The organism is Photobacterium proteolyticum, assembly GCF_001939735.1.
Classification (GTDB): Bacteria; Pseudomonadota; Gammaproteobacteria; order Enterobacterales; family Vibrionaceae; genus Photobacterium; species Photobacterium proteolyticum.
In genome coordinates, this window is the sequence record NZ_MJIL01000091.1 from 38,613 (window position 1) to 59,929 (window position 21,317).

At 50.1% G+C, this 21,317-nt stretch carries 19 protein-coding genes; 11 read left to right on the forward strand and 8 right to left on the reverse strand.

The genetic code is table 11. The features are described 5' to 3' along the window. Positions 1-467 precede the first annotated feature (467 nt). The 10 genes from BIT28_RS29370 to BIT28_RS21845 all read left to right on the forward strand — a co-directional run bounded on the left by BIT28_RS29370 (position 468) and on the right by BIT28_RS21845 (position 11,099). Positions 468-689, forward strand: coding sequence for a hypothetical protein (locus BIT28_RS29370; RefSeq protein WP_139310504.1), 222 nt, complete (start codon positions 468-470; stop codon positions 687-689). A 174-nt stretch (positions 690-863) separates the two neighbouring features. Continuing rightward, positions 864-2,309 (forward strand): YfcC family protein, encoded by a 1,446-nt coding sequence (locus BIT28_RS21805; RefSeq protein WP_075767079.1) that lies wholly within the window; start codon positions 864-866, stop codon positions 2,307-2,309. Between the two features lie 993 nt (positions 2,310-3,302). Further along, positions 3,303-4,523 carry an arginine deiminase gene (gene arcA, locus BIT28_RS21810; protein ID WP_075767061.1) on the forward strand — a complete coding sequence of 407 codons (1,221 nt, stop codon included), beginning with the start codon at positions 3,303-3,305 and terminating at the stop codon, positions 4,521-4,523. Positions 4,524-4,644: 121 nt separating this feature from the next. Next, positions 4,645-5,556, forward strand: a complete 912-nt coding sequence (gene arcC / locus BIT28_RS21815; RefSeq protein ID WP_075767080.1) for a carbamate kinase — start codon at positions 4,645-4,647, stop codon at positions 5,554-5,556. Between the two features lie 129 nt (positions 5,557-5,685). Beyond that, entirely contained in the window at positions 5,686-6,696 is a 1,011-nt protein-coding gene (locus BIT28_RS21820) for an ornithine carbamoyltransferase (RefSeq protein ID WP_075767062.1), read from the forward strand. Positions 6,697-7,230: 534 nt separating this feature from the next. Then, positions 7,231-8,160, forward strand: a complete 930-nt coding sequence (pyrB, locus tag BIT28_RS21825; RefSeq protein WP_075767063.1) for an aspartate carbamoyltransferase — start codon at positions 7,231-7,233, stop codon at positions 8,158-8,160. A 16-nt stretch (positions 8,161-8,176) separates the two neighbouring features. Then, complete coding sequence (gene pyrI, locus BIT28_RS21830) at positions 8,177-8,641, forward strand: aspartate carbamoyltransferase regulatory subunit (RefSeq protein ID WP_075767064.1); 465 nt, start codon at positions 8,177-8,179, stop codon at positions 8,639-8,641. 207 nt (positions 8,642-8,848) lie between these two features. After that, the gene (locus tag BIT28_RS21835; RefSeq protein ID WP_075767065.1) at positions 8,849-9,841 is read left to right on the forward strand and encodes a serine protease; all 993 of its coding nucleotides are present in this window, start codon (positions 8,849-8,851) and stop codon (positions 9,839-9,841) included. Positions 9,842-10,110: 269 nt separating this feature from the next. Then, positions 10,111-10,605: an arginine repressor gene (locus tag BIT28_RS21840; protein ID WP_075767066.1), complete on the forward strand. Its 495-nt coding sequence runs from the start codon at positions 10,111-10,113 to the stop codon at positions 10,603-10,605. Between the two features lie 107 nt (positions 10,606-10,712). Further along, a complete protein-coding gene (locus BIT28_RS21845; RefSeq protein ID WP_075767067.1) occupies positions 10,713-11,099 on the forward strand; it encodes a RidA family protein in 387 nt (128 codons plus the stop codon). Between the two features lie 103 nt (positions 11,100-11,202). Here the strand turns inward: BIT28_RS21845 and idi are convergent, their stop codons facing one another. The 8 genes from idi to nudF form a co-directional block, all read right to left on the reverse strand. Next, entirely contained in the window at positions 11,203-11,730 is a 528-nt protein-coding gene (idi, locus tag BIT28_RS21850) for an isopentenyl-diphosphate Delta-isomerase (RefSeq protein WP_075767068.1), read from the reverse strand. Positions 11,731-11,827: 97 nt separating this feature from the next. Then, the gene (locus tag BIT28_RS21855) at positions 11,828-12,553 is read right to left on the reverse strand and encodes a 1-acylglycerol-3-phosphate O-acyltransferase (RefSeq protein WP_075767069.1); all 726 of its coding nucleotides are present in this window, start codon (positions 12,551-12,553) and stop codon (positions 11,828-11,830) included. Positions 12,554-12,704: 151 nt separating this feature from the next. Then, the gene (gene parC, locus BIT28_RS21860) at positions 12,705-14,969 is read right to left on the reverse strand and encodes a DNA topoisomerase IV subunit A (protein ID WP_075767070.1); all 2,265 of its coding nucleotides are present in this window, start codon (positions 14,967-14,969) and stop codon (positions 12,705-12,707) included. 104 nt (positions 14,970-15,073) lie between these two features. Then, the gene (gene parE / locus BIT28_RS21865) at positions 15,074-16,957 is read right to left on the reverse strand and encodes a DNA topoisomerase IV subunit B (RefSeq protein WP_075767071.1); all 1,884 of its coding nucleotides are present in this window, start codon (positions 16,955-16,957) and stop codon (positions 15,074-15,076) included. Positions 16,958-17,099: 142 nt separating this feature from the next. Next, positions 17,100-17,678 (reverse strand): esterase YqiA, encoded by a 579-nt coding sequence (gene yqiA, locus BIT28_RS21870; protein ID WP_075767072.1) that lies wholly within the window; start codon positions 17,676-17,678, stop codon positions 17,100-17,102. Continuing rightward, complete coding sequence (cpdA, locus tag BIT28_RS21875; protein WP_075767073.1) at positions 17,679-18,506, reverse strand: 3',5'-cyclic-AMP phosphodiesterase; 828 nt, start codon at positions 18,504-18,506, stop codon at positions 17,679-17,681. It abuts the gene before it with no gap. Positions 18,507-18,536: 30 nt separating this feature from the next. Then, entirely contained in the window at positions 18,537-18,965 is a 429-nt protein-coding gene (locus BIT28_RS21880) for a DUF1249 family protein (protein ID WP_075767074.1), read from the reverse strand. A 26-nt stretch (positions 18,966-18,991) separates the two neighbouring features. Beyond that, positions 18,992-19,630 carry an ADP-ribose diphosphatase gene (nudF, locus tag BIT28_RS21885; RefSeq protein ID WP_075767075.1) on the reverse strand — a complete coding sequence of 213 codons (639 nt, stop codon included), beginning with the start codon at positions 19,628-19,630 and terminating at the stop codon, positions 18,992-18,994. Between the two features lie 255 nt (positions 19,631-19,885). On the opposite strand from nudF, the gene tolC reads away from it, so the two are divergent. Next, a complete protein-coding gene (gene tolC, locus BIT28_RS21890) occupies positions 19,886-21,169 on the forward strand; it encodes an outer membrane channel protein TolC (protein ID WP_075767076.1) in 1,284 nt (427 codons plus the stop codon). Positions 21,170-21,317: the final 148 nt, after the last annotated feature.

Sequence of the window (21,317 nt, forward strand, 5' to 3'; positions counted from 1 at the left end):
TCGCGCACAAATACCATGCTGCTAATAAAAATTGATATTTATCAAACTAAGCGTCGATTCTGCTCATTCGGTAACCGCGACAGAAACTGCATAATATTCCCGTTTATGCGCCTCCACTGAATGAAACAAATGCGACTTTATATAGATAAAAGCGCATAACAAAACAGCGGACAGGGGCTAAAACCGCGCTTAGAGACCATTATTTATAGGATTATTAAGTCAAGCCGGGCAGCCTTATGCATAAACATCTTCCATGATTTTAATGCCTATAAGCATATTCACCCATTTATTGGCGAAAAATACCCTCATTACCGGATTTGATGATTCTCTTGCTGCATAATCGCCCACGAAAAATGTGAACGAAACCAAAGTTAAACCCTTCCGGGAAGCATAAAATCATCTCGCAAAACAAAAAAACAGACTCGCGGCACAGACTGTAGAGCGAATAAAATACGAGAGATACGATCATGAGTAAGTTCTATCCCGGCTCCGAGCCAGGGCGCCGACGGCGCACCTTGCAACGCCGCCTCAGAGGAGCGCTCACCTATCAGACCTTGGCAAACGGTGATACCAGCCAAAGCGAAATGCTAACGGCCCATCACCGCCATAGGCCAGATACGGGAAGCGACTTCCTGACGCCAAATCCATACCACTCTTTAGCGACGACATCCTGCCAGCAAACCCTGTAGGGCGAGGATGATCAAAGCGCAGTCAGCAACTGTTATCGATAGCTAACTGCACAAACCGCTGATACCACTTTTCACTGAACAGCTTGTTCAGGGAGCACCGTCATGCCAAGCAAAAGTTTGGCACACAGAATGACCCTTTGTGCTGGCAACAGCCATAAAGGCAAGGAGACAACAATGACGACGCAAACCGTAAACAAAGAAGAAAAAGGTGGCTTCTTTGCCAACTTTAAATTCCCTTCGGCCTATACCATTCTATTTGGCCTGATAGCCCTTGTGGCACTGATGACCTGGATCGTTCCAGCCGGCCAGTATGACCGCGTGATGAACGAAGAGCTAGGTAAAGAAGTACCTGTTACTGGAACATACAAAGCCGTAGAGAGTAACCCTCAAGGTGTTGTTGATGTCCTGCTGGCACCGATTGATGGCTTCTACGACCATAACTCGTACGAAGCTGCAGCGATTGATGTTTCGCTATTCATCCTCGTCATTGGTGGCTTCCTTGGTCTTGTTACCAAAACCGGTGCAATCGACGCCGGTATCGAACGGGTAACAGCACGACTGAAAGGCCGTGAAGAAATGATGATACCGATCCTGATGGCACTTTTTGCCGCAGGCGGTACGATTTACGGGATGGCAGAAGAATCACTACCTTTCTACACCTTACTTGTTCCTGTAATGATGGCAGCGCGCTTCGACCCTGTTGTCGCTGCAGCAACCGTTCTTCTCGGTGCGGGTATCGGTACCCTGGGCTCAACGATTAACCCATTCGCAACAGTAATCGCAGCAAATGCCGCAGGTATTCCGTTTACTGACGGCATCATGCTGCGTGTCGCGATGCTAGTAGTAGGTTGGCTAATCTGTGTTGCCTACGTCATGCGTTACGCAAAAATGGTACGTGCCGACCAGAGCAAGTCTCTTGTATACGACAAATACGAAGAGAACAAAGCACACTTCCTTGGCAATCAGTCAGGCGAAATGTTGGAGTTCACGACGACACGTAAAATCATCCTTGCTATCTTCGCCGCATCTTTCGGTATCATGATCTACGGCGTTGCGGTTGCAGGTTGGTGGATGGCTGAAATCTCAGGTATGTTCCTGGCATCCACTATCATCATCGGCCTGATTGCTCGCATGAGTGAAGAAGAGCTAACATCCAGCTTTATCGACGGTGCCCGTGACCTACTGGGTGTGGCACTGATCATCGGTATTGCACGTGGTATCGTGGTAATTATGGACCGCGGTATGATCACCGATACTATCCTGAACACAGCAGAGCATGCGGTTACAGGTCTGTCTTCTATCGTGTTCATCAACGTGATGTACTGGTTAGAAATCTTACTGTCTTTCCTAGTTCCTTCATCTTCAGGCCTGGCTGTACTGACGATGCCTATCATGGCTCCGCTTGCTGACTTTGCTGGTGTAAGCCGTGATCTCGTCGTAACTGCCTACCAGTCAGCATCAGGTATTGTTAACCTCATGACACCAACATCAGCGGTTGTTATGGGTGGTCTGGCTATCGCTCGCGTCCCTTACGTACGCTGGGTGAAATGGGTGGCGCCACTGCTAGGTATTTTGACTGTACTTATCATGGCAATGCTCAGTGTCGGTGCAATGATGTAATTTGCCTCTCGGCATCCTTACAATCTCGACGAAAACCGCCTTCGGGCGGTTTTTTTATTGGTGATTGCCGACTGCCTGTTGCCTTCTCGCAAGCACCTTCCTGAAATTTCCCGACTCGTAGCCGTCCCCTGCTCTGTTCAAACATGGCGAGCTTGCCTTTATCTTGCCAGGTCTTTGTCTTGTCAGGGCTTTCCACCTCCCCCCCCAAAAAAGCATGACGGCCAGAAAAGCGCCCTAATTGAGCTCATAGCACCGGACATAGCGTTGAAAGGAAGTAGCTATTCCTACCGTGATTTTCCTTGAGCTGAGCTTGCAGGTCTCACACTGAATCCTGCATCTTAAGGTAGCTTGGGTATATTTGATTTATTCATTTAAATTATCAGCAAAAATTAATTTGTTATCAGATATAAAATAAAACCTGAAATAAAAACGTTTTACGAAACATAAAAAAACGAGAAAAACGCCTTCCTGAAAAAGCACTAAATCGTCACTAAAACTTAATAAATGCAATTAATACCAACCTGTATTAAAACTACAAAACAGACATTTTTAAAAATAAAAGGAAAAATATTTGTTACCGCGACAGTAACAAACACGATTATTTTAGATAGACAACCATATTAAGTGCATAAGATCGGTATTTCTATATGTCACCCCGATGAAAAGAAACTGCATAAACTTCCCAACCAAAAACAAAAACCAATTAAAAACAACAATATAAAGAAACAAAAACCATGCATAACCCACAAAGCACACATAAAAACCCAACCTTGAAAAGAAGCTACAAATGCATGAATTATGTTAATAAAACTGGGCAGTTAAGTTGCCCTATTAATAATTAAAGTGTGACGAAGGTCTAAGACTGCAATTAACGAAAGAGTAGAATTAATTACAGAAACGACGCGATAGATTAAATAATCAATTTAATTACCATCGCCAAAAAACAAATAAGCCGGTGATATTACACTGGCATAAAAATAGAGAGATACGATCATGAGTAAGTTCTATGTAGGTTCTGAAGTAGGTCAATTACGTCGCGTACTTCTTCATCGTCCAGAGCGTGCGTTAACTCACCTAACGCCTTCAAACTGCCATGAGTTATTGTTTGATGATGTATTGGCTGTTGAGCGTGCCGGTGAAGAGCATGACGTATTTGCCAATACGCTTCGCGAACAAGGCGTTGAAGTCTTCCTGCTTCGTGACATGCTTGCTGAAACACTTGCGGTACCAGAAGCAAAAGACTGGCTGCTAGGTACTCAAATCTCTGATTACCGTTTCGGTCCGGCTTTCGCCAACGATGTTCGCTGCTTCCTGGCTGACCTTCCTAACCAAGAACTAGCCTCTATTCTACTTGGCGGCCTAAGCTACTCAGAGCTTCCAATCAAATCATCTTCAATGATGCAAGGTATGCACGAGCCTACAGACTTCATCATTGAACCATTGCCAAACCACCTATTTACTCGCGATACATCTTGCTGGGTATACGGCGGCGTGTCTATCAACCCAATGGCTAAACCTGCTCGCCAACGTGAAACCAACCACGTTCGTGCAATCTACCGCTGGCACCCAACCTTCGCAGGCCAAGACTTCATTAAGTACTTCGGTGACGAAGAGAAAATGTACGACAACTCGACTATCGAAGGCGGCGACGTACTGGTTATCGGTAAAGGCGCGGTACTTATCGGCATGTCCGAGCGCACTACCCCACAAGGTGTTGAGCAGCTAGCTTCTAGCCTGTTCAAGCACGGCGAAGCGAAGCAAGTTATCGCTATGCAGCTACCTAAGCACCGCTCTTGCATGCACCTGGATACAGTAATGACGCATATGCGTGAAGATACCTTCTCTGTTTACCCAGAAGTTGTGCGTAAAGACGTACAGTGCTGGAGCCTGACAGGTGATGAATCTGGCGCAGTCAGCGTAAAAGAAGAAGGCTACTTCGTAACTGCTATCGAAAAAGCACTGGGTGTGGGTCAGCTTAACCTTATCACCACAGGTGGCGACAGCTTCGAAGCTGAACGTGAGCAGTGGAACGATGCGAACAACGTACTGACTGTGAAACCAGGCGTGGTTATTGGCTACGAGCGTAACGTCTACACCAACGAGAAGTACGACAAAGCTGGTATCACCGTTCTTCCAATCCCAGGTGACGAGCTAGGCCGCGGCCGTGGTGGCGCACGCTGCATGAGCTGCCCAATCGAACGTGACGGTATCTAAGCCGAACGATAAATCCTGAGCAACATAGCTCGGGGGCTAAGCGAAAACGCTAAGCAAAAATAATATGGCCGGTACCAATGAATACCGGCCAACAAAGCACAAAACCAAGAGAGACGATCCCATGACCAAGCAAACTGTTGTTGTTGCACTTGGTGGTAACGCCCTACTACGTCGCGGCGAGCCACTAGAAGCAGATATCCAGCGCCAGAACATTGCTACGGCAGCAAAAACCATCGCGGAAATCGCGGAAGAATATAACGTCGTGCTGGTACACGGAAACGGCCCGCAAGTTGGCCTACTGGCACTACAAGGTCTGGAATACAAGAAAGTAAATCCATACCCACTGGATGTACTGGGTTCAGAAACCCAAGGCATGATCGGCTACATCCTAATGCAAGAACTGAAAAACCTGCTTCCTGAGCAGAACGTTTCCTGCATGCTTACGCAAATGAGCGTGGATCCGAATGACCCAGCATTTGCAGACCCAACAAAACCTATCGGTCCTGTTTACCAAGAAGCTGAAGCGCGTGAACTGGCTGAAAAATACCACTGGACAGTGAAGCCGGACGGCCAGTACTTCCGCCGTGTTGTACCAAGCCCACAGCCTACCGGCATTATCGAAGACGAAGCGATTGCAGCACTGATCAAACAGCAACACCTGGTGATCTGTACTGGTGGCGGCGGTATCCCAGTGAAGAAAGAAGACGGCAAGCTGGTTGGTGTCGAAGCGGTTATCGACAAAGACATGTCAGCAGCGTTCCTGGCCAAGCAACTTAATGCCGACGCACTGCTAATCCTGACCGATGCTGACGCTGTGTTCCTTGACTGGGGCAAACCAACCCAGAAAGCCCTGCGCAGCACGACACCACGTGAGCTATCACAATACGCCTTTGACGCAGGCTCTATGGGACCAAAAATTGATGCCTCTTGCGAGTTCATCAAGCAAGGCGGCAAATTGGTTGGTATCGGCTCACTGGAAGCGGGTCTACGCATCCTGAAAGGTGAAGCCGGAACAAATATTGTTGCAGAATAACAGAATAGTTATTCACAAAAGCATCATAATACGATAAACAATACATAATACAGGCTGGCACACTGCCAAACATAACCAAAGGCAGTGTCAGCTGGCCAGAGAGATACAGATTCTTAAGAGGAAAACATCATGGCTTTTAATCTTCGCAACCGTAACTTCCTTAAACTACTAGACTTCACTCCTCGTGAAATTCAGCACATGCTAGAGCTATCAGCTGAGCTGAAAAAAGCCAAGTACAACGGTTACGAGCAGCCACGCCTAACAGGTAAGAACATTGCACTGATCTTCGAGAAAACATCTACTCGTACTCGCTGTGCGTTCGAAGTAGCAGCCTACGACCAGGGCGCTAAAGTTTCTTACCTAGGCCCATCAGGCTCTCAAATTGGCCACAAAGAATCTATGAAAGATACTGCGCGTGTTCTTGGTCGCATGTATGACGGCATCGAATACCGTGGTTTCGGTCAGGAAATCGTTGAAGAGCTAGGTGCTTACGCTGGTGTTCCAGTATGGAACGGCCTGACAGACGAATTCCACCCAACGCAAATCCTGGCTGACTTCCTGACTATGCAAGAGCATGGCCGTGGCAAGCAGCTACACGAAATGACTTTCGCTTACCTGGGTGATGCTCGCAACAACATGGGTAACTCACTAATGGTTGGCGCTGCGAAAATGGGCATGGACATCCGCCTGGTAGCTCCAAAAGCCTTCTGGCCTGAAGAAGAGCTAGTCGCTCAGTGCCTAGAAATCGCTGAAGAAACAGGCGCGAAAATCACCATGACTGAAGACGTACAAGAAGGCGTTCAAGGTTGTGACTTCCTATACACTGATGTTTGGGTATCAATGGGTGAAGCGAAAGAAGCGTGGGCTGAGCGTATCAACCTAATGCTTCCTTACCAGGTCAACATGGACATGCTTAAAGCAACAGGCAACCCACATGTGAAATTCATGCACTGCCTACCTGCTTTCCATGGCGAAGATACAACAGTTGGTAAAGAGCTAGCGAAAGAATACCCAGTACTGGCTAACGGTGTGGAAGTAACTGACGAAGTGGTTGAGTCTAAGCACTCTATCGTATTCGACGAAGCTGAAAACCGCATGCACACCATCAAAGCAGTAATGGTGGCAACACTGGGTCAGTAATCGGCTCTCTTGAGTTTTAAAGATTCGACGTAGAAAACCTTAAAGCTCTTATAATTAATGCCGTCCCTCGGGGCGGCATTTGCATTTTCCTTCATTTCCCTACTGATAGAACGCCTCATAAAGCCCTTCCTTTTCAGCGGGTTATTCCGAATTTATCGCACCGGTTCAGCAGCGTAATATCTGCATAAAATCCCACAAAATGAATACTTTACGCAAACGCTTGCGCTCACAAAAAATGGGCGTATAATCCTTCGCAATTTGTCAGAACAGAGTCGGAAAATGAACCAGCCAGTTAAGCACAACTTGACGCACTACCGCCGAAAATCGGCACTGGTCTCGTTTTTCTGTTTTTTCAATTTTTTAAAAAAAGCCTCCTTTATTTAGGGGGCTTTTTTTTGTCTGTTTTTTGCGTGAGAGCAGACAAATTTAAACAGATCTCTGGCAGCAGCTTCATTCGATGAATACATTGGATGAAAGGGCACCAGAGAAAGTTTAGATATATTCATCAGTTATCTATCATAGGGAAGAGAAGCCATGGCGAACTCGTTGTTTCAAAAGCACATCATCTCCATTCCGGAACTAAACCGAAGTGAACTTGAACTTATTGTTGAAACTGCTGGAAAACTAAAAGCAGAGCCAAATCCGACACTACTTAAGAACAAGGTAGTGGCAAGCTGCTTCTTTGAGCCTTCAACACGTACTCGCCTGTCGTTTGAAACGGCTGTTCAACGCCTGGGAGGCACAGTGATTGGCTTTGACAATGGCGGCAACACGTCACTGGCGAAAAAAGGCGAAACCCTGGCGGACTCGGTTCAAGTTATCTCATCATATGTCGACGCCTTTGTGATGCGCCACCCTCAGGAAGGTGCGGCTCGTCTGGCGTCTGAATTCTCTAACGGTGTACCGGTCGTCAACGGCGGTGACGGTGCCAACCAGCACCCAACCCAGACACTGCTGGATCTATTCAGTATCTTCGAAACACAGGGCCATTTGGATAACCTGAATGTAGCGTTTGTCGGCGACTTGAAATACGGCCGAACCGTTCACTCGCTCACGCAGGCACTGTCTAAATTCAACAACATCAACTTCTTCTTCATCGCACCTGAAATTCTGGCGATGCCTGACTACATCTGCGAAGAACTGGACGACGCCGGTATCAACTACAGCCTGCATACCAGCATGGAAGAGGTGATACCTCAGCTGGATGTCCTGTATATGACACGTGTCCAGAAAGAGCGCTTTGACGAGTCTGAGTATGCCCACATGAAAGCCGCCTATATCCTGACGGCGGACATGCTGGCCGAAGCCCGCGACAACCTGAAAGTACTGCATCCACTGCCACGTGTCGATGAAATCACTGTCGATGTCGACAAGACCAAGCACGCCTATTACTTCCAGCAGGCAGAAAATGGTGTGTATGCACGTGAAGCCCTACTAGCCCTTGTACTAAACGAAGAACTTTAAGCAGGAGATGACAGCTATGACTAAGGAAACTCAACTACAGGTTGAAGCAATTAAGAACGGTTCTGTTATCGACCACATTCCGGCGAATGTAGGGATCAAGGTGCTGAAACTGTTCAAGATGCACAAAACCAACCAGCGCGTTACCGTCGGCCTGAACCTGCCATCATCGGCACTGGGCGCCAAGGACCTGATTAAAATTGAAAACACGTTCATCAGTGAAGACCAGGCCAACCAGTTGGCACTGTATGCCCCTAAGGCGACAGTCAACCAGATCGAAAACTATGAGGTTGTTAAGAAACTGACTCTGTCGCTGCCCGATCAGATCAACGCTATTTTCAAATGCCCGAACACCAACTGCATTACCCATGGCGAGCCGGTCGACAGCAGCTTCAGCGTTCTAACCAAGAAAGACGATGTACAGCTGAAATGTAAATATTGTGAGAAAGTCTTCTCACGCGAAATCGTTACCGAGCATAACTAACTGCCTCAGAAACGACTTTTCCTGCATCAAGACTAAGAATACCGGCTCACCCCTGAGCCGGTTTTTTTATTCTCATTTCTAGAGCGCTCGGCCCCCACTAATGCCTCTACCTTTGAAAAATCACAACTAAAAACCGACAGGGCTACTCCTTTTATCGATCTCTATCGATGCCACTGCCGGACTCATCGACTTTCAAAGGGCAGCGGCATGAAGTGTGTTATAGATTTTGGTTGGCATTCCAATTCTCTATTCTCCAGGCTTAGTGGAGGTGCACTGGCGCTGGCTTTGATGTCAGGCTGTATCATGAGCAATGGCCCGATCAGCCAGGCGCCGGGCAACCAGGCCAACCAGATGGTCATGATTGGGATCCCGCTCCTGCTCGGCGGTTTTGGCTCTGCCGTTCCGGTCAACAACGAGTATATGATCACCGCCAAGCATGTTGCCCGGTTGTCCTGGGACTTCGGTGTCATTCATCACCCCTATTGCGATCTCGCCCTGATCCGCCGTTCATCAGTCCGTATTCCGACCTGGGGGCTGATCTATCCGGACCAGCCCGTGTCCCACCACGGGCATTCGCTAGTCGGCAACAGTATCAAAGGGGACGGCAAGTACCTCCAGGATGTCATCGACACCAATACCGATTGCCTCTACTCGCTCAGTGATGCTCCTGTGATGTCGGGAATGAGCGGAGGCCCTGTCTTTAACCCCGACGGCGAGATTGCCGGGATCACGGTGGCCATCGTCCATAACCCGGAAGATTTGCGCAACCTGCGCCCGGCCGTCCGCTACAGCCAGTTTGTCCCTGCCACCCTTATTTTCGACTGGCTTGATGCGCTGGGTATTGCTACCGCCTCGGCCAGTCCGGCGCTTGCCTCTATTCAGGTATCCCAATATGTCACCGACCTCAATCGTCCCAACCGTCCTGTCATCGACATTGCCAGCGTGACTGACACACCGGACAGACTCCAGGAAACAGATATCAAGCAGTTAACGCCTGTCGATAGCGAAATCAATACGGCTGCAGCGAGCTCATCGCCGTTCGAAACCTACCGGACACCCATTTCCTCAACCTTCCAACCGCCGGCCCAAAGGACAGCCCCGGATAACAGCGCCGAGGCACTTTCCGGGCTCAGAAGCGATCCGGAAGCCGGCACCCAGCTAACCTCACAGCCACAGAAAAAAGTTCCTCAAAATCCGTAACTGACACCGAATATGGCGGAATAAAATTCGTCATATAGCAGAAAAAATCGGCTTTTTATTTTGGTGATTAGGGTCAATAAAACATAATCACATTATTGTTATGATGCTTATGCAAGATTATGCAATGGCTATATTATAACTTGCGTTATGCCTGCCCCCGAAGACCATCGTGCAGATGGCTGCCGAAGTACGCACTTCCTTGTCGGAACATGGCGGGCAATACAGAGAGATACGATCTTAATACCCTATAGAATAACAAGGAGTTGCCCGTGAATGTATCCAATGTACACGGCGCGATTGATGCACTTTCATCTGATGAGAACATCACTACAGCCTGCAAACGTCTGCTTCAGCAGCAAAGCTTTTCGACCCAGGACGACATCCGCCAGCGTTTGATTGACATGGGATATGATGATGTCAGTCAGTCGACGGTTTCCCGTCTGCTCTCACGACTTGGCGTTGCCAAGGTACCCAATGCCTACGGTAAAAAGGTCTATTGCCTAACGGTTGAAAATGAGCCGGTGCAGGTTGGTTCATCCATTTCCTCGCAGATCGAATTCATTACCCACAACCAGCTCGTGGTCGTGGTCAAGACCCATCCCGGCGGCGCGCAACTTGTTGCCCGTCTGATTGATATCCAGCCTCATGCCGAGATTCTGGGAACCGTGGGTGGAAATGATACGGTAATGGTTGCGCCGAAGGACATTAACCGCATTGAACAATGCGAGCGTGTGGTTAAAGCACGATTAGGGATCCCGGCCTAACCTTACTTACGTGCTACAAGTAACAGGAAATACTTTGACCTAAATTGTTTTGGGCTGCAAACTAGTGCCCTAAACATAGGTTCTGAATGACTTAGTAAGGACAATCAATGACTCAAGTACTACACACAGATCAGGCTCCAGCAGCTATCGGCCCTTATGTACAAGGTGTTGACCTAGGCAACATGATTCTGACTTCAGGTCAGATCCCTGTAAACCCGGTTACAGGCGAAGTGTCTGAGGATATTGCCGAGCAGGCACGTCAGTCACTGGATAATGTCAAAGCTGTTGTTGAATCTTCCGGCCTGAAAGTTGCGGATATTGTCAAGATGACGGTTTTTGTAAAAGATTTGAATGACTTCGCCACCGTCAATGAAGTGTACGGCAAGTTCTTTGACGAACACAACGCCCCTTATCCTGCGCGTTCATGTGTTGAAGTAGCACGTCTGCCAAAAGATGTGAAAATTGAAATCGAAGCTATCGCGGTACGTAAGTAACGGCGCTGGCGACTAAAAGACATTGATGCAAAAAAGCTGTCTGACGACAGCTTTTTTTATACCCGTTACACCGGCAGAAGTAATGCGCTTGCTGAAGAAACCCTCAGCGAACCAGTGTCCGTGCCAAAACCTGCGGGAACCAGGCCGTAAACTGCTCGGGGTCAGAATCAACCGCCTGTACCAGCTCGAGCTGCGGCCACCAACGGTAACCCATCACCTCGCTGCTATTTGGCTCAATCCCCAACTCGGAGACACAAGCCACCAGGATATGGTCCAGCTCGTGTTCAACCAGCTGGTTATCCAGCTCGGCACGATAGAGAAACGTCGCAATATCTTCGAGCTTGCTTACACCGGAAATACCCATCTCTTCGCCAAGGCGGCGTATACCGGCCTGCTCCATCGATTCCCCCTGACGCGGGTGAGAACAACAGGTATTGGTCCACAAACCGCCACTGTGGTACTTGCCCAGCGCCCGCTGCTGCATCAGAAACTCCCTGCCATTATCGGTATCCCGGTACAGCAACACGGAAAAGGCCAGGTGCAGTGCCCCGTCCCGGTGGGCCTGCATTTTTTCCTGTAGTCCCAGCTCCCGGCCTTGAGGATCCACTAAAACAACCTGTTCTTCGATCATGATATCTACATCTATATCTATAAAAGCAAAAAGGACACGCCAGGCATGTCCTTAGTATTATCCAGCTCTGTACTACAGAGGCTATATTATGCCATTTCTATTTTGCAGAACGCTGAACGGCTTCGGCATTGAGCTCGGCCAGTTTATTTTCCATGATTGTACGACACTGGTTAGATAACTGGCGAACATCTTCCTTGGTATACCCTTCAGTCACGACTGGCGGCATTACCTCAACAATCACCACGCCGTTATCCCAGCGGTTCATGTTTACATGTTCAGTTGAGCTGCAGACAATAGGCACAACAGGTACGCCGGCGCCAATGGCGGCATGAAACGCACCGGTCTTGAACGGCAACAGGCCACGACCACGTGAGCGAGTTCCTTCCGGGAACATCCATACCGATACCTGAAGCTGCTTAATTTTCTCGACAATCTGGCTGATTGTCCCGGCAGCCCGACTGCGGTTTGCACGGTCGATCAGAATGTTACCCGTCAGCCAGTACAGCTGGCCGAACAACGGCATCCAGACAAGGCTTTTCTTACCGACGGTAACCGTACGGGGCATGATAGCACCAGATACCGTGAACAAGTCATAGTTGTTCTGGTGGTTGGCAATATAAATACTGGCACCGACATCGTCGGCCCCTTCGGCATAGCGGAGTTCCAGTTTAATCCCAAAAATCCGGGCCATTTTACAAAAATGGCGACCCACATTATGAACATTTTTCGGGTTGCGCGGGCTCAACAAACAGTAGCCACAGCCAAATACAAACATGACAACTGCAAAAATTGCGACAGCGACCATGCGCAATAAAAATATCATGGAACTCTCCTCAGCGTACAAGCGTTCGCTAGTATACTCAGGCAACGGGAAATTACACCCTCTAAGTACACAAATTATTGTCTATGGCTTCAATATTATGAAAAAAGCCCTCAATTTTGAGGGCTTTTGATATCGATGACAACGGTGACTGCTATTCGCCAACCGGCACGTCAGGCTGTTCAATTTCCATCCGGGTTACACGTTGCAGTCCCCGTGGAAGCAACGAGCCACGTCGACCACGCTCACCGCGGAAGTTATCGAGATCCGATGGCTTCAGCCCCAGCTTACGCTTACCCGCATAAATCGTGACATGCCCGCTCGCAGGCAGAACAACAAGCTGGGAAAGAAACTCTTCCCGTGCCTTGGAGCGAGCCGCCGGAATATTGATGATCTTATTCCCTTTACCTTTACCTAATTGCGGCAAATCTTTAATCGGGAACAGCAGCATCCGCCCTTCATTGGTAATAGCCAGGATTTCATCACTGTCAATATTATTAATCGGCTGAGGGGCCATCACCTCGGCATTCTCGGGAACCGTCAGCAGCGCCTTGCCACTCTTGTTCTTCGAGACCATATCGGTTGTCTTGCAGATAAAGCCGTAACCGGCGTCCGATCCCATCAGCCATAGCTGATCATCGTCCGCCATCATTACCTGGCGCATACTCGAGCCCGGTGTCAGGTTAAGACGACCGGTAATCGGCTCGCCCTGGCTTCGTGCCGATGGCAGGCTATGGGACTCCAGCGCATAACTGCGGCCATCCGTGCCGAGGAAAATCGCCGGCAAGTTACTCTTGCCGCGGGCATGAGCCAGATAGCCGTCACCGGATTTATAGCTCAGCGAGGTCGGGTCCACCTCATGGCCCTTGGCATGACGGATCCAGCCTTTCTCCGACAACACCACCGTGATGGCTTCGCTTGGTACCAGATCGCGCTCGGTCAGCGCCTTGGCCTCGGCACGTTCAACCAGCGGCGAACGACGATCATCACCATATTTCTCGGCATCGGCCAGCAACTCTTTCTTAATCAAAGTATTGAGACGACGCTCAGATCCCAGCAGCTTTTCAAGCTTCTCACGCTCTTTTGATAGCTCGTCCTGCTCGCCACGGATCTTGATTTCTTCTAACTTCGCCAACTGGCGCAGCTTGATTTCCAGAATCGCATCAGCCTGAGTTGCACTTAAGTCAAAGCGCGACATCAGCTCGGCTTTAGGATCATCCTCGGTACGGATGATCTCAATCACCTCGTCAATGTTAAGGTACGCAGCCAGCAAACCTTCGAGAATATGCAGGCGAGCTATCACTTTATCCAAACGGAACTGGAGGCGACGGCGAACCGTGTCACGACGAAACGCTAGCCACTCGGTGACAATCTGAACCAGCCCCTTCACCTGCGGACGCCCGTCAAGGCCCAGCATATTGAGGTTAACCCTGAAGCTCTTCTCCAAATCCGTCGAGGCAAACAGGTGATTCATCAGCTGTTCGCAGTCAATACGGTTTGAACGCGGAACAACCACGATACGGGTCGGGTTCTCGTGATCGGACTCATCACGCAGATCATCGACCATCGGTAGCTTCTTGGCCCGCATTTGTGCGGCAATCTGCTCAAGCAGCTTCGAGCCGGAAACCTGATGCGGCAACGCCGTGATCACGATATCACCATTTTCCTTGTGCCAGACAGCACGCATCTTAATGCTGCCGCGGCCGGTACGATAGACTTTCTTAAGATCAGTCTTAGGCGTAATGATCTCTGCTTCTGTCGGATAGTCCGGCCCCTGGACAAACATCATCAACTCATCCAGCTCGGCTTTCGGGTTCTCGATCAGATGCACGGCCGCATTGGCCACCTCACGGGCATTGTGCGGCGGGATATCCGTCGCCATACCAACGGCGATACCGGTCACCCCGTTCAACAGGATATGCGGCAAGCGGGCCGGCAGCATCTTCGGCTCTTTCATCGTGCCGTCGAAGTTAGGTACCCAGTCGGCCGTCCCCTGTCCCAGTTCACCAAGCAACACCTCGGAGAAACGAGACAGGCGCGATTCGGTATAACGCATTGCCGCGAACGATTTCGGATCATCCGGAGCACCCCAGTTCCCCTGCCCGTCCACCAGCGGGTAGCGGTAGGAGAACGGCTGCGCCATCAGTACCATGGCTTCGTAACAGGCTGAATCACCATGAGGGTGGTACTTACCCAGTACGTCACCGACAGTACGGGCCGACTTCTTGTATTTCGCCGTTGCTGACAGGCCAAGCTCTGACATTGCGTAGATAATACGGCGCTGTACAGGTTTCAGGCCGTCACCAATAAACGGCAGGGCACGATCCATGATTACGTACATGGAGTAATTGAGATAAGCGTCTTCGGTAAACTTCCTCAGCGGGAGCTGTTCAACGCCGTCCATTGAGACATCAGTCATCGTTGGGTATTCCGTTCAATCATTCTTTGCTACCGCCGGCCATCGGCAGGCAGTAGCCATCATATTTTGAGAAGGTCAAGGCTTTACGGCCTAGATAACCAGGCTTACACCTCAGCCATATCGCCTTTATCCTGCAGCCAGTAACGACGGTCTTCCGCACGCTTCTTACCCAGCAGCATGTCCATCATTTCATTGGTCTGCTGATCATCATCAATGGTTAGCTGAACCAGACGGCGAGTATTCGGATCCATGGTGGTTTCACGCAGCTGAAGCGGGTTCATCTCACCCAGACCTTTGAATCGCTGGACATTAATCTTGCCTCGCTTGCTGCTCAGGCGGTCGATAATGCCATCTTTTTCGGCCTCATCCAGTGCGTAATAAACCTCCTTGGCCAAATCAATCCGGTATAGCGGCGGCATGGCAATATAGACATGTCCTGCACGCACCAGTGCCTCAAAGTGCTTCATAAACAGCGCACACAGCAAGGTTGCAATGTGCAAACCATCGGAGTCCGCATCCGCGAGGACGCAGATTTTACCGTAGCGCAGCCCACTGAGATCATCACTGTCAGGGTCAATACCCAGCGCGACAGAGATATCATGGACCTCTTGTGAGGCCAGTACCTGATCGGCCGAGACTTCCCAGGTATTCAGGATCTTACCGCGCAACGGCATAATTGCCTGAAACTCACGGTCACGGGCCTGTTTGGCCGATCCGCCCGCCGAATCACCCTCGACCAAAAACAGCTCGGTCCGGCTGAGATCCTGCTGGGAGCAATCCGCCAGCTTACCCGGCAGGGCTGGCCCGGACGCCACTTTCTTACGTACCACCTTCTTGCTGGCACGCATACGACGGTGGGCATTGGCAATACACACCTCAGCAAGCTGTTCGGCCAGTTGAGGACGCTCGTTCAGCCACAGGCTAAAGGCATCTTTCACCACCCCGGAAACAAACGCCGCGCACTGGCGCGAGGACAGACGCTCTTTGGTCTGGCCGGCAAACTGCGGATCCTGCATTTTCACCGACAGTACGTAGGCACAACGCTCCCAGATATCATCTGCCGTCAGCTTGACACCGCGTGGCAGCATATTACGGAACTCACAGAATTCTCGCATCGCATCCAGCAGGCCTTGGCGCAGGCCGTTGACGTGAGTACCACCTTGCGCTGTCGGGATCAGGTTAACGTAGCTTTCGGTGATCAGCTCGCCGCCTTCCGGCAGCCACAGCAATGCCCAGTCAGCCGCTTCAGTCTGACCGCTAAACACTCCGGTAAACGGCTCTTCCGGAAGTAAGGTGTAGCCCTTTACGCCTTCGGCAAGATAGTCTTTCAAGCCATCTTCGTAGCACCAGCGCAGGGTTTCATCGGTGTTCTTATCCGTAAAGACGATCTCAAGCCCCGGGCATAAGACCGCTTTGGCTTTTAAATTGCTTTTTAAGCGGGATACCGAGAATTTCGGGCTATCAAAATATGTCGCGTTCGGCCAGAAATGTACCCGTGTTCCCTTGGCACGACGGCCGCAAGTACCTATCACCTCAAGCTCGGACACCTTGTCGCCGTTTTCGAACGCAATTTGGTACATCTGACCATCACGCTTCACGGTTACTTCGACACGTGTCGACAGGGCATTCACCACCGAAATACCAACCCCGTGCAAACCACCGGAGAACTGGTAGTTCTTGCCGGAGAACTTACCACCGGCATGCAGCTTACAGAGGATCAGCTCAACGCCTGATACCCCTTCTTCCGGGTGGATGTCCACCGGCATACCACGGCCGTCATCAATGACCTCTAGGGACTGATCCGCATGGAGGATGACTTCAACTTTGCGGGCATGGCCGGCCAATGCTTCATCGACACTGTTATCGATAACCTCTTGACCGAGGTGGTTAGGCCTGACCGTATCGGTGTACATGCCGGGACGTCGGCGTACTGGCTCAAGGCCATTGAGAACCTCAATGGCTCCAGCGTTATAGCTTTGATCTGTCATATTACGGAAGTTTACGAGAAAATTTTTGCCACAATAGTCAGTAACCCCAGCCCGGTTGTCAAGCTGAGGTCGAGGATAATGCCCACAATTGTGAGTCCGGCTCCATCACCCGTCACTCGGCGATTGCCCGCCTGGCAACGGTTTAGAGCCCTAAAAACTTAATGATTTCAGCGGGGAAACGGTCAAAACCGATAAAACTGTGATCGCCTTCGGGCTCCACGGTTTGCTTACAGGCGGCATATTTAGCCACGGCCTGACGGTAATCGAGAACTTCATCACCTTCTTGCTGCATCAGCCAAAACAGCTCTGGTGTCACTATTTCCGGCACATCCATCTGCTTTAGCTCTTCCATATGCCTGGCCTCAAGCAGGTAACGCTCGCCAGTATAGGGATTTTCCTGTTCCCCCAGGTAATCTACCAATAACTCATACGGCTTGACGGCAGGATTAACGACTACGGCCGGGAGTTGGTAGCGATGATTGAGCCAGGTTGAAATGTAGCCCCCCAGCGAGCTGCCGACTAACCCAATCTGGTGATCCTGCCGCAGCGAGCAAACAAGATCATCAATAAAAGTTGCCGCCTCGGCCGGATAGCACGGCATTTGCGGGATCTCTACGCGAATATCCGGACGGTGCTGACGACAATACTCCGCCATCTCCGTCGCTTTCAATGATTTCGGAGAGCTATTAAAGCCATGGATATAAAGCAATAGCGGTTTCATCTAGTAACCGCCTGCATCGAACTGGGGGGCAAAACACTCTCCCTGCAACCGGGAAACCGAGGTTACCACCCGGCCATCGGCCATGAGCTCAAGGTAACGCCAGCCCGGATTAAGCTTGTCCAGCGCAAAGTCGTTGGAATCAGGCTGAAACTGAATACAGGTCGACGGTGTCGCCAGTACCCGTACCCCGTGGTAGAGGCGATCCAGTTCCTGATGAATATGGCCGCACAATACAGCCTTTACCTGCTGCGGATATTTGTCCACAACCTGCCAGAATGCATCGGCATTATGCAATTTATGCTGATCCAGCCAGGCACTGCCAGCCTCCAGCGGGTGATGATGCAACAATACCAGTGCATGACGCTGAGGCTGGGATGCCAGCGCCTCATCCAGCATCGCTAGCTGCGCATCGCTCAGCTCCCCGTGCGGGACGCCCTGGACCTGGCTGTCTAGCAGGATCACCTGCCAGTGCTCGCCAGCCAGTACCTGCTGGCAAGGCTTGATTTGCGGAGACGGCAACACCGAGGACATGCTCGGCTGATAGTCATGATTGCCCGGCAGCCAGAAACAGGGCTGCGACCAACGCGAGATACCGTCGCTGAAACGCTGGTAAGACCGTTCGCTATGGTCCTGAGAGATATCACCGGTTGCAACCACAGCATCAAACGGACGCGCAGCCGCATCGACAGCATCCATTACGGCATGGAAGCTGTCTTTGGTCGCGACACCCAGCAGGCTACCTGCCTCGTTGGCAAATAGATGGGTATCGGTAATTTGGAGGAGAACCACACTGTCTGGGTTCGTCTGAGGCAGAGAATACATCTGCAAAACGTCAAAAACCTTGTTTATCTAATACTGTTAACAAACCGATTGTTTGCTGATCCCATTTTTCAGGCAATAGGCCAGCCAGTCACCCAAAAAGCGGTTCACTTGATGCTTTTCATCTTTCTGGTGCATCCGCAAATTTGGGTAATCATACCTCGGCTTAAGCCGAGAAATCTGCTGAGCGGAACACACTTCTGCCACTCTGGCATCGTGGTATAACCGCACTGTCAGTCGGGGGATCAGATAATCCGGAAGCTCCCCGTCAGCACGCTGCCACAGCTCGATCACTGTGGTATAGCGGGTCGACTCCGTGATTCGCAACTGGTACTCGTGCTCGAAAACCTTATATACGCACTCGTCTCCCACCGTATCTGTTTTTGGCAGTAATGGGAGCAGCTTCGCATAGTTGGTTTCATACAAACGCATGATTCCTGCAAAATCAACGGTGTATCTTTTATTCAATCGGTGTCCTTAAACCAATGGACTGGTTATTGAGCCTGAGCCTGTAATCTTAAATAGTTTAGCTGCAACCATTGTAGCGCAATGATTGAGGCTGCATTCTCAATTTTACCAGATTCAATCCACCGGTATGCTTCCTGTCGAGAAACCACATGTACCCGAATGTCTTCCCCTTCATGAGCCAAGCCATGAATCCCCTTGGCCTTGGTGCTATCAACGCGACCGACAAAGACATCAAGCATTTCGGAACAACCACCGGAGCTCGACAGATAGCGAGTAATTTTTTCCAGTTGGGTCACTGTCACGCCAGCTTCCTCTACAGCCTCGCGACTCACCACACTCTCGGCGGTCTCGTTCGGCTCGATAATGCCGGCCACAATTTCCAGCTGCCAGGGCGAGCAATCTGCCGCCATGGCGCCGACTCGAAACTGTTCGACCAACACAACATTATCTTCAACTGGATCATAAGGTAACAAAGCAGCGGCATGCCCTCGCTCGAACAATTCCCGTTCAAGCGGCTCGCTCCAGCCTCCGGCAAAAAGTTTATGGCGAAAACGATATTTCACCATGCTGAAATATCCCTGATACAGCGTCTCCGTCGACAAAACTTTAACATCATCTTTGCTATAAACATCCGGCGCAGAGCCTGAAGGCAACTCGTTACTCATTATGTTTTCTCCCTTTGCTCTATATCTTTTCATTCAAAATGGCTGGCAGCAATGATTTAATTCAACATTTATGACAAATATTATGATTTTATTTAAGTCCAATTTTGTAGTTGGATAGATTACAATCACATATGATTAAGTAAACAGCGTAAAACTAAGTAAAAATGAACAATGATCAGTTTCAGGCAAGGTTTCTTCGGATAGACTGATTGCTTTGATCTCTTTTTTTTTTTGTCAGGACCAGGAAAGGCATCCATGAAAAAATTGCTTCCGCTTATTATTAGCGTTGCGCTTGGCAGTTTCAGCCAGGCAGCACTGGCTGATGATTTAGCCGATATCTACCAACAAGCCAAACAAAATGATCCTCAGCTGCTTCGTGCTGCAGCCGATAAAGACGCAGCATTTGAAGCGATTAATTCATCCCGTAGTGCACTGTTGCCTCAAATTGACCTGGCCGCAGGCTACAACGTATCACGCATGGACGGTGATACCGATGGCTTCAATGGTGGCCTGACGCTAAGCCAGTCACTTTATAATCGCTCCAGTTGGGTAAGCCTAGACATCACCGAGAAACAGGCTCGCCAGCGAGATGCCGCATACGCGACCACTCAACAAGCGTTGATCCTGCGTGTTTCCGATGCCTACTTTGCCGTATTGCGCGCCATGGATGACCTTGAATTTGTCCGTGCCGAAAAAGCCGCGGTTGGTCGTCAGCTTGAGCAGACCAAGCAGCGCTTCGAAGTTGGCCTGTCGGCAATCACCGATGTGCACGATGCTCAGGCTCAGTACGATAGCGTACTGGCCGATGAGATCCTGAAAGAAAATGAACTAACCAACAGCTATGAAGGGCTGCGTGAGATCACTGGCCAGGAGCATACCGATCTGAGCATCCTGGATACCGGTCGCTTCTCGGCCAGCCGCCCGCAAGGTAAGGTTCTGGAACTAATTAAAGATGCCGAAACCGAAAACCTCAGCTTGCTGACCTCGCGCATTGCACAAGACATCGCCCGCGATCAGATTTCACTTGCTGAGTCCGGCCACCTGCCAACGTTATCGTTCGATGCCGGCTACAACTACGATGACAAGGTTCCAACCACTGATGACGGTACGCTAAATGCCGGTATCAACCTGAAACTGCCGCTCTACACCGGTGGCCGTGTAACCTCTGAAGTCAAGCAGGCGCAGTTCTCCTACGTCTCTTCCAGCGAACAGCTGGAAGAAGACTACCGTAGCGTAGTCAAGGACGTCCGCGCCTTCTACAACAACATCAACGCCTCTATCGGTGCCCTTCGTGCTTACCAGCAGTCAGTGATTTCTGCCAAGTCTGCACTTGAAGCGACCGAAGCCGGTTTTGATGTCGGTACCCGTACTATCGTTGACGTGCTGGATGCAACCCGCCGCCTGTACGATGCCAACCGTCAGCTTGCCAATGCTCGCTATGACTACATCCTTAACCAGCTAAGACTGAAACAGGCTGTCGGCTCCCTCAACGAGCAAGACGTTGTGGACGTCAATACCGGCCTGATGGCGGCCAAATAACCGGCTCAATCATCGGTATAGCTACATTAAAAAAGCGCCATCCGAGGATGGCGCTTTTTGTTATCTAGATGTGCCGTCCTGAGATAAGTTGACACTTTGGAGACTTATCAATGAACTCTTCAAATAAAACAGTCGCAAAGCGCTCTCA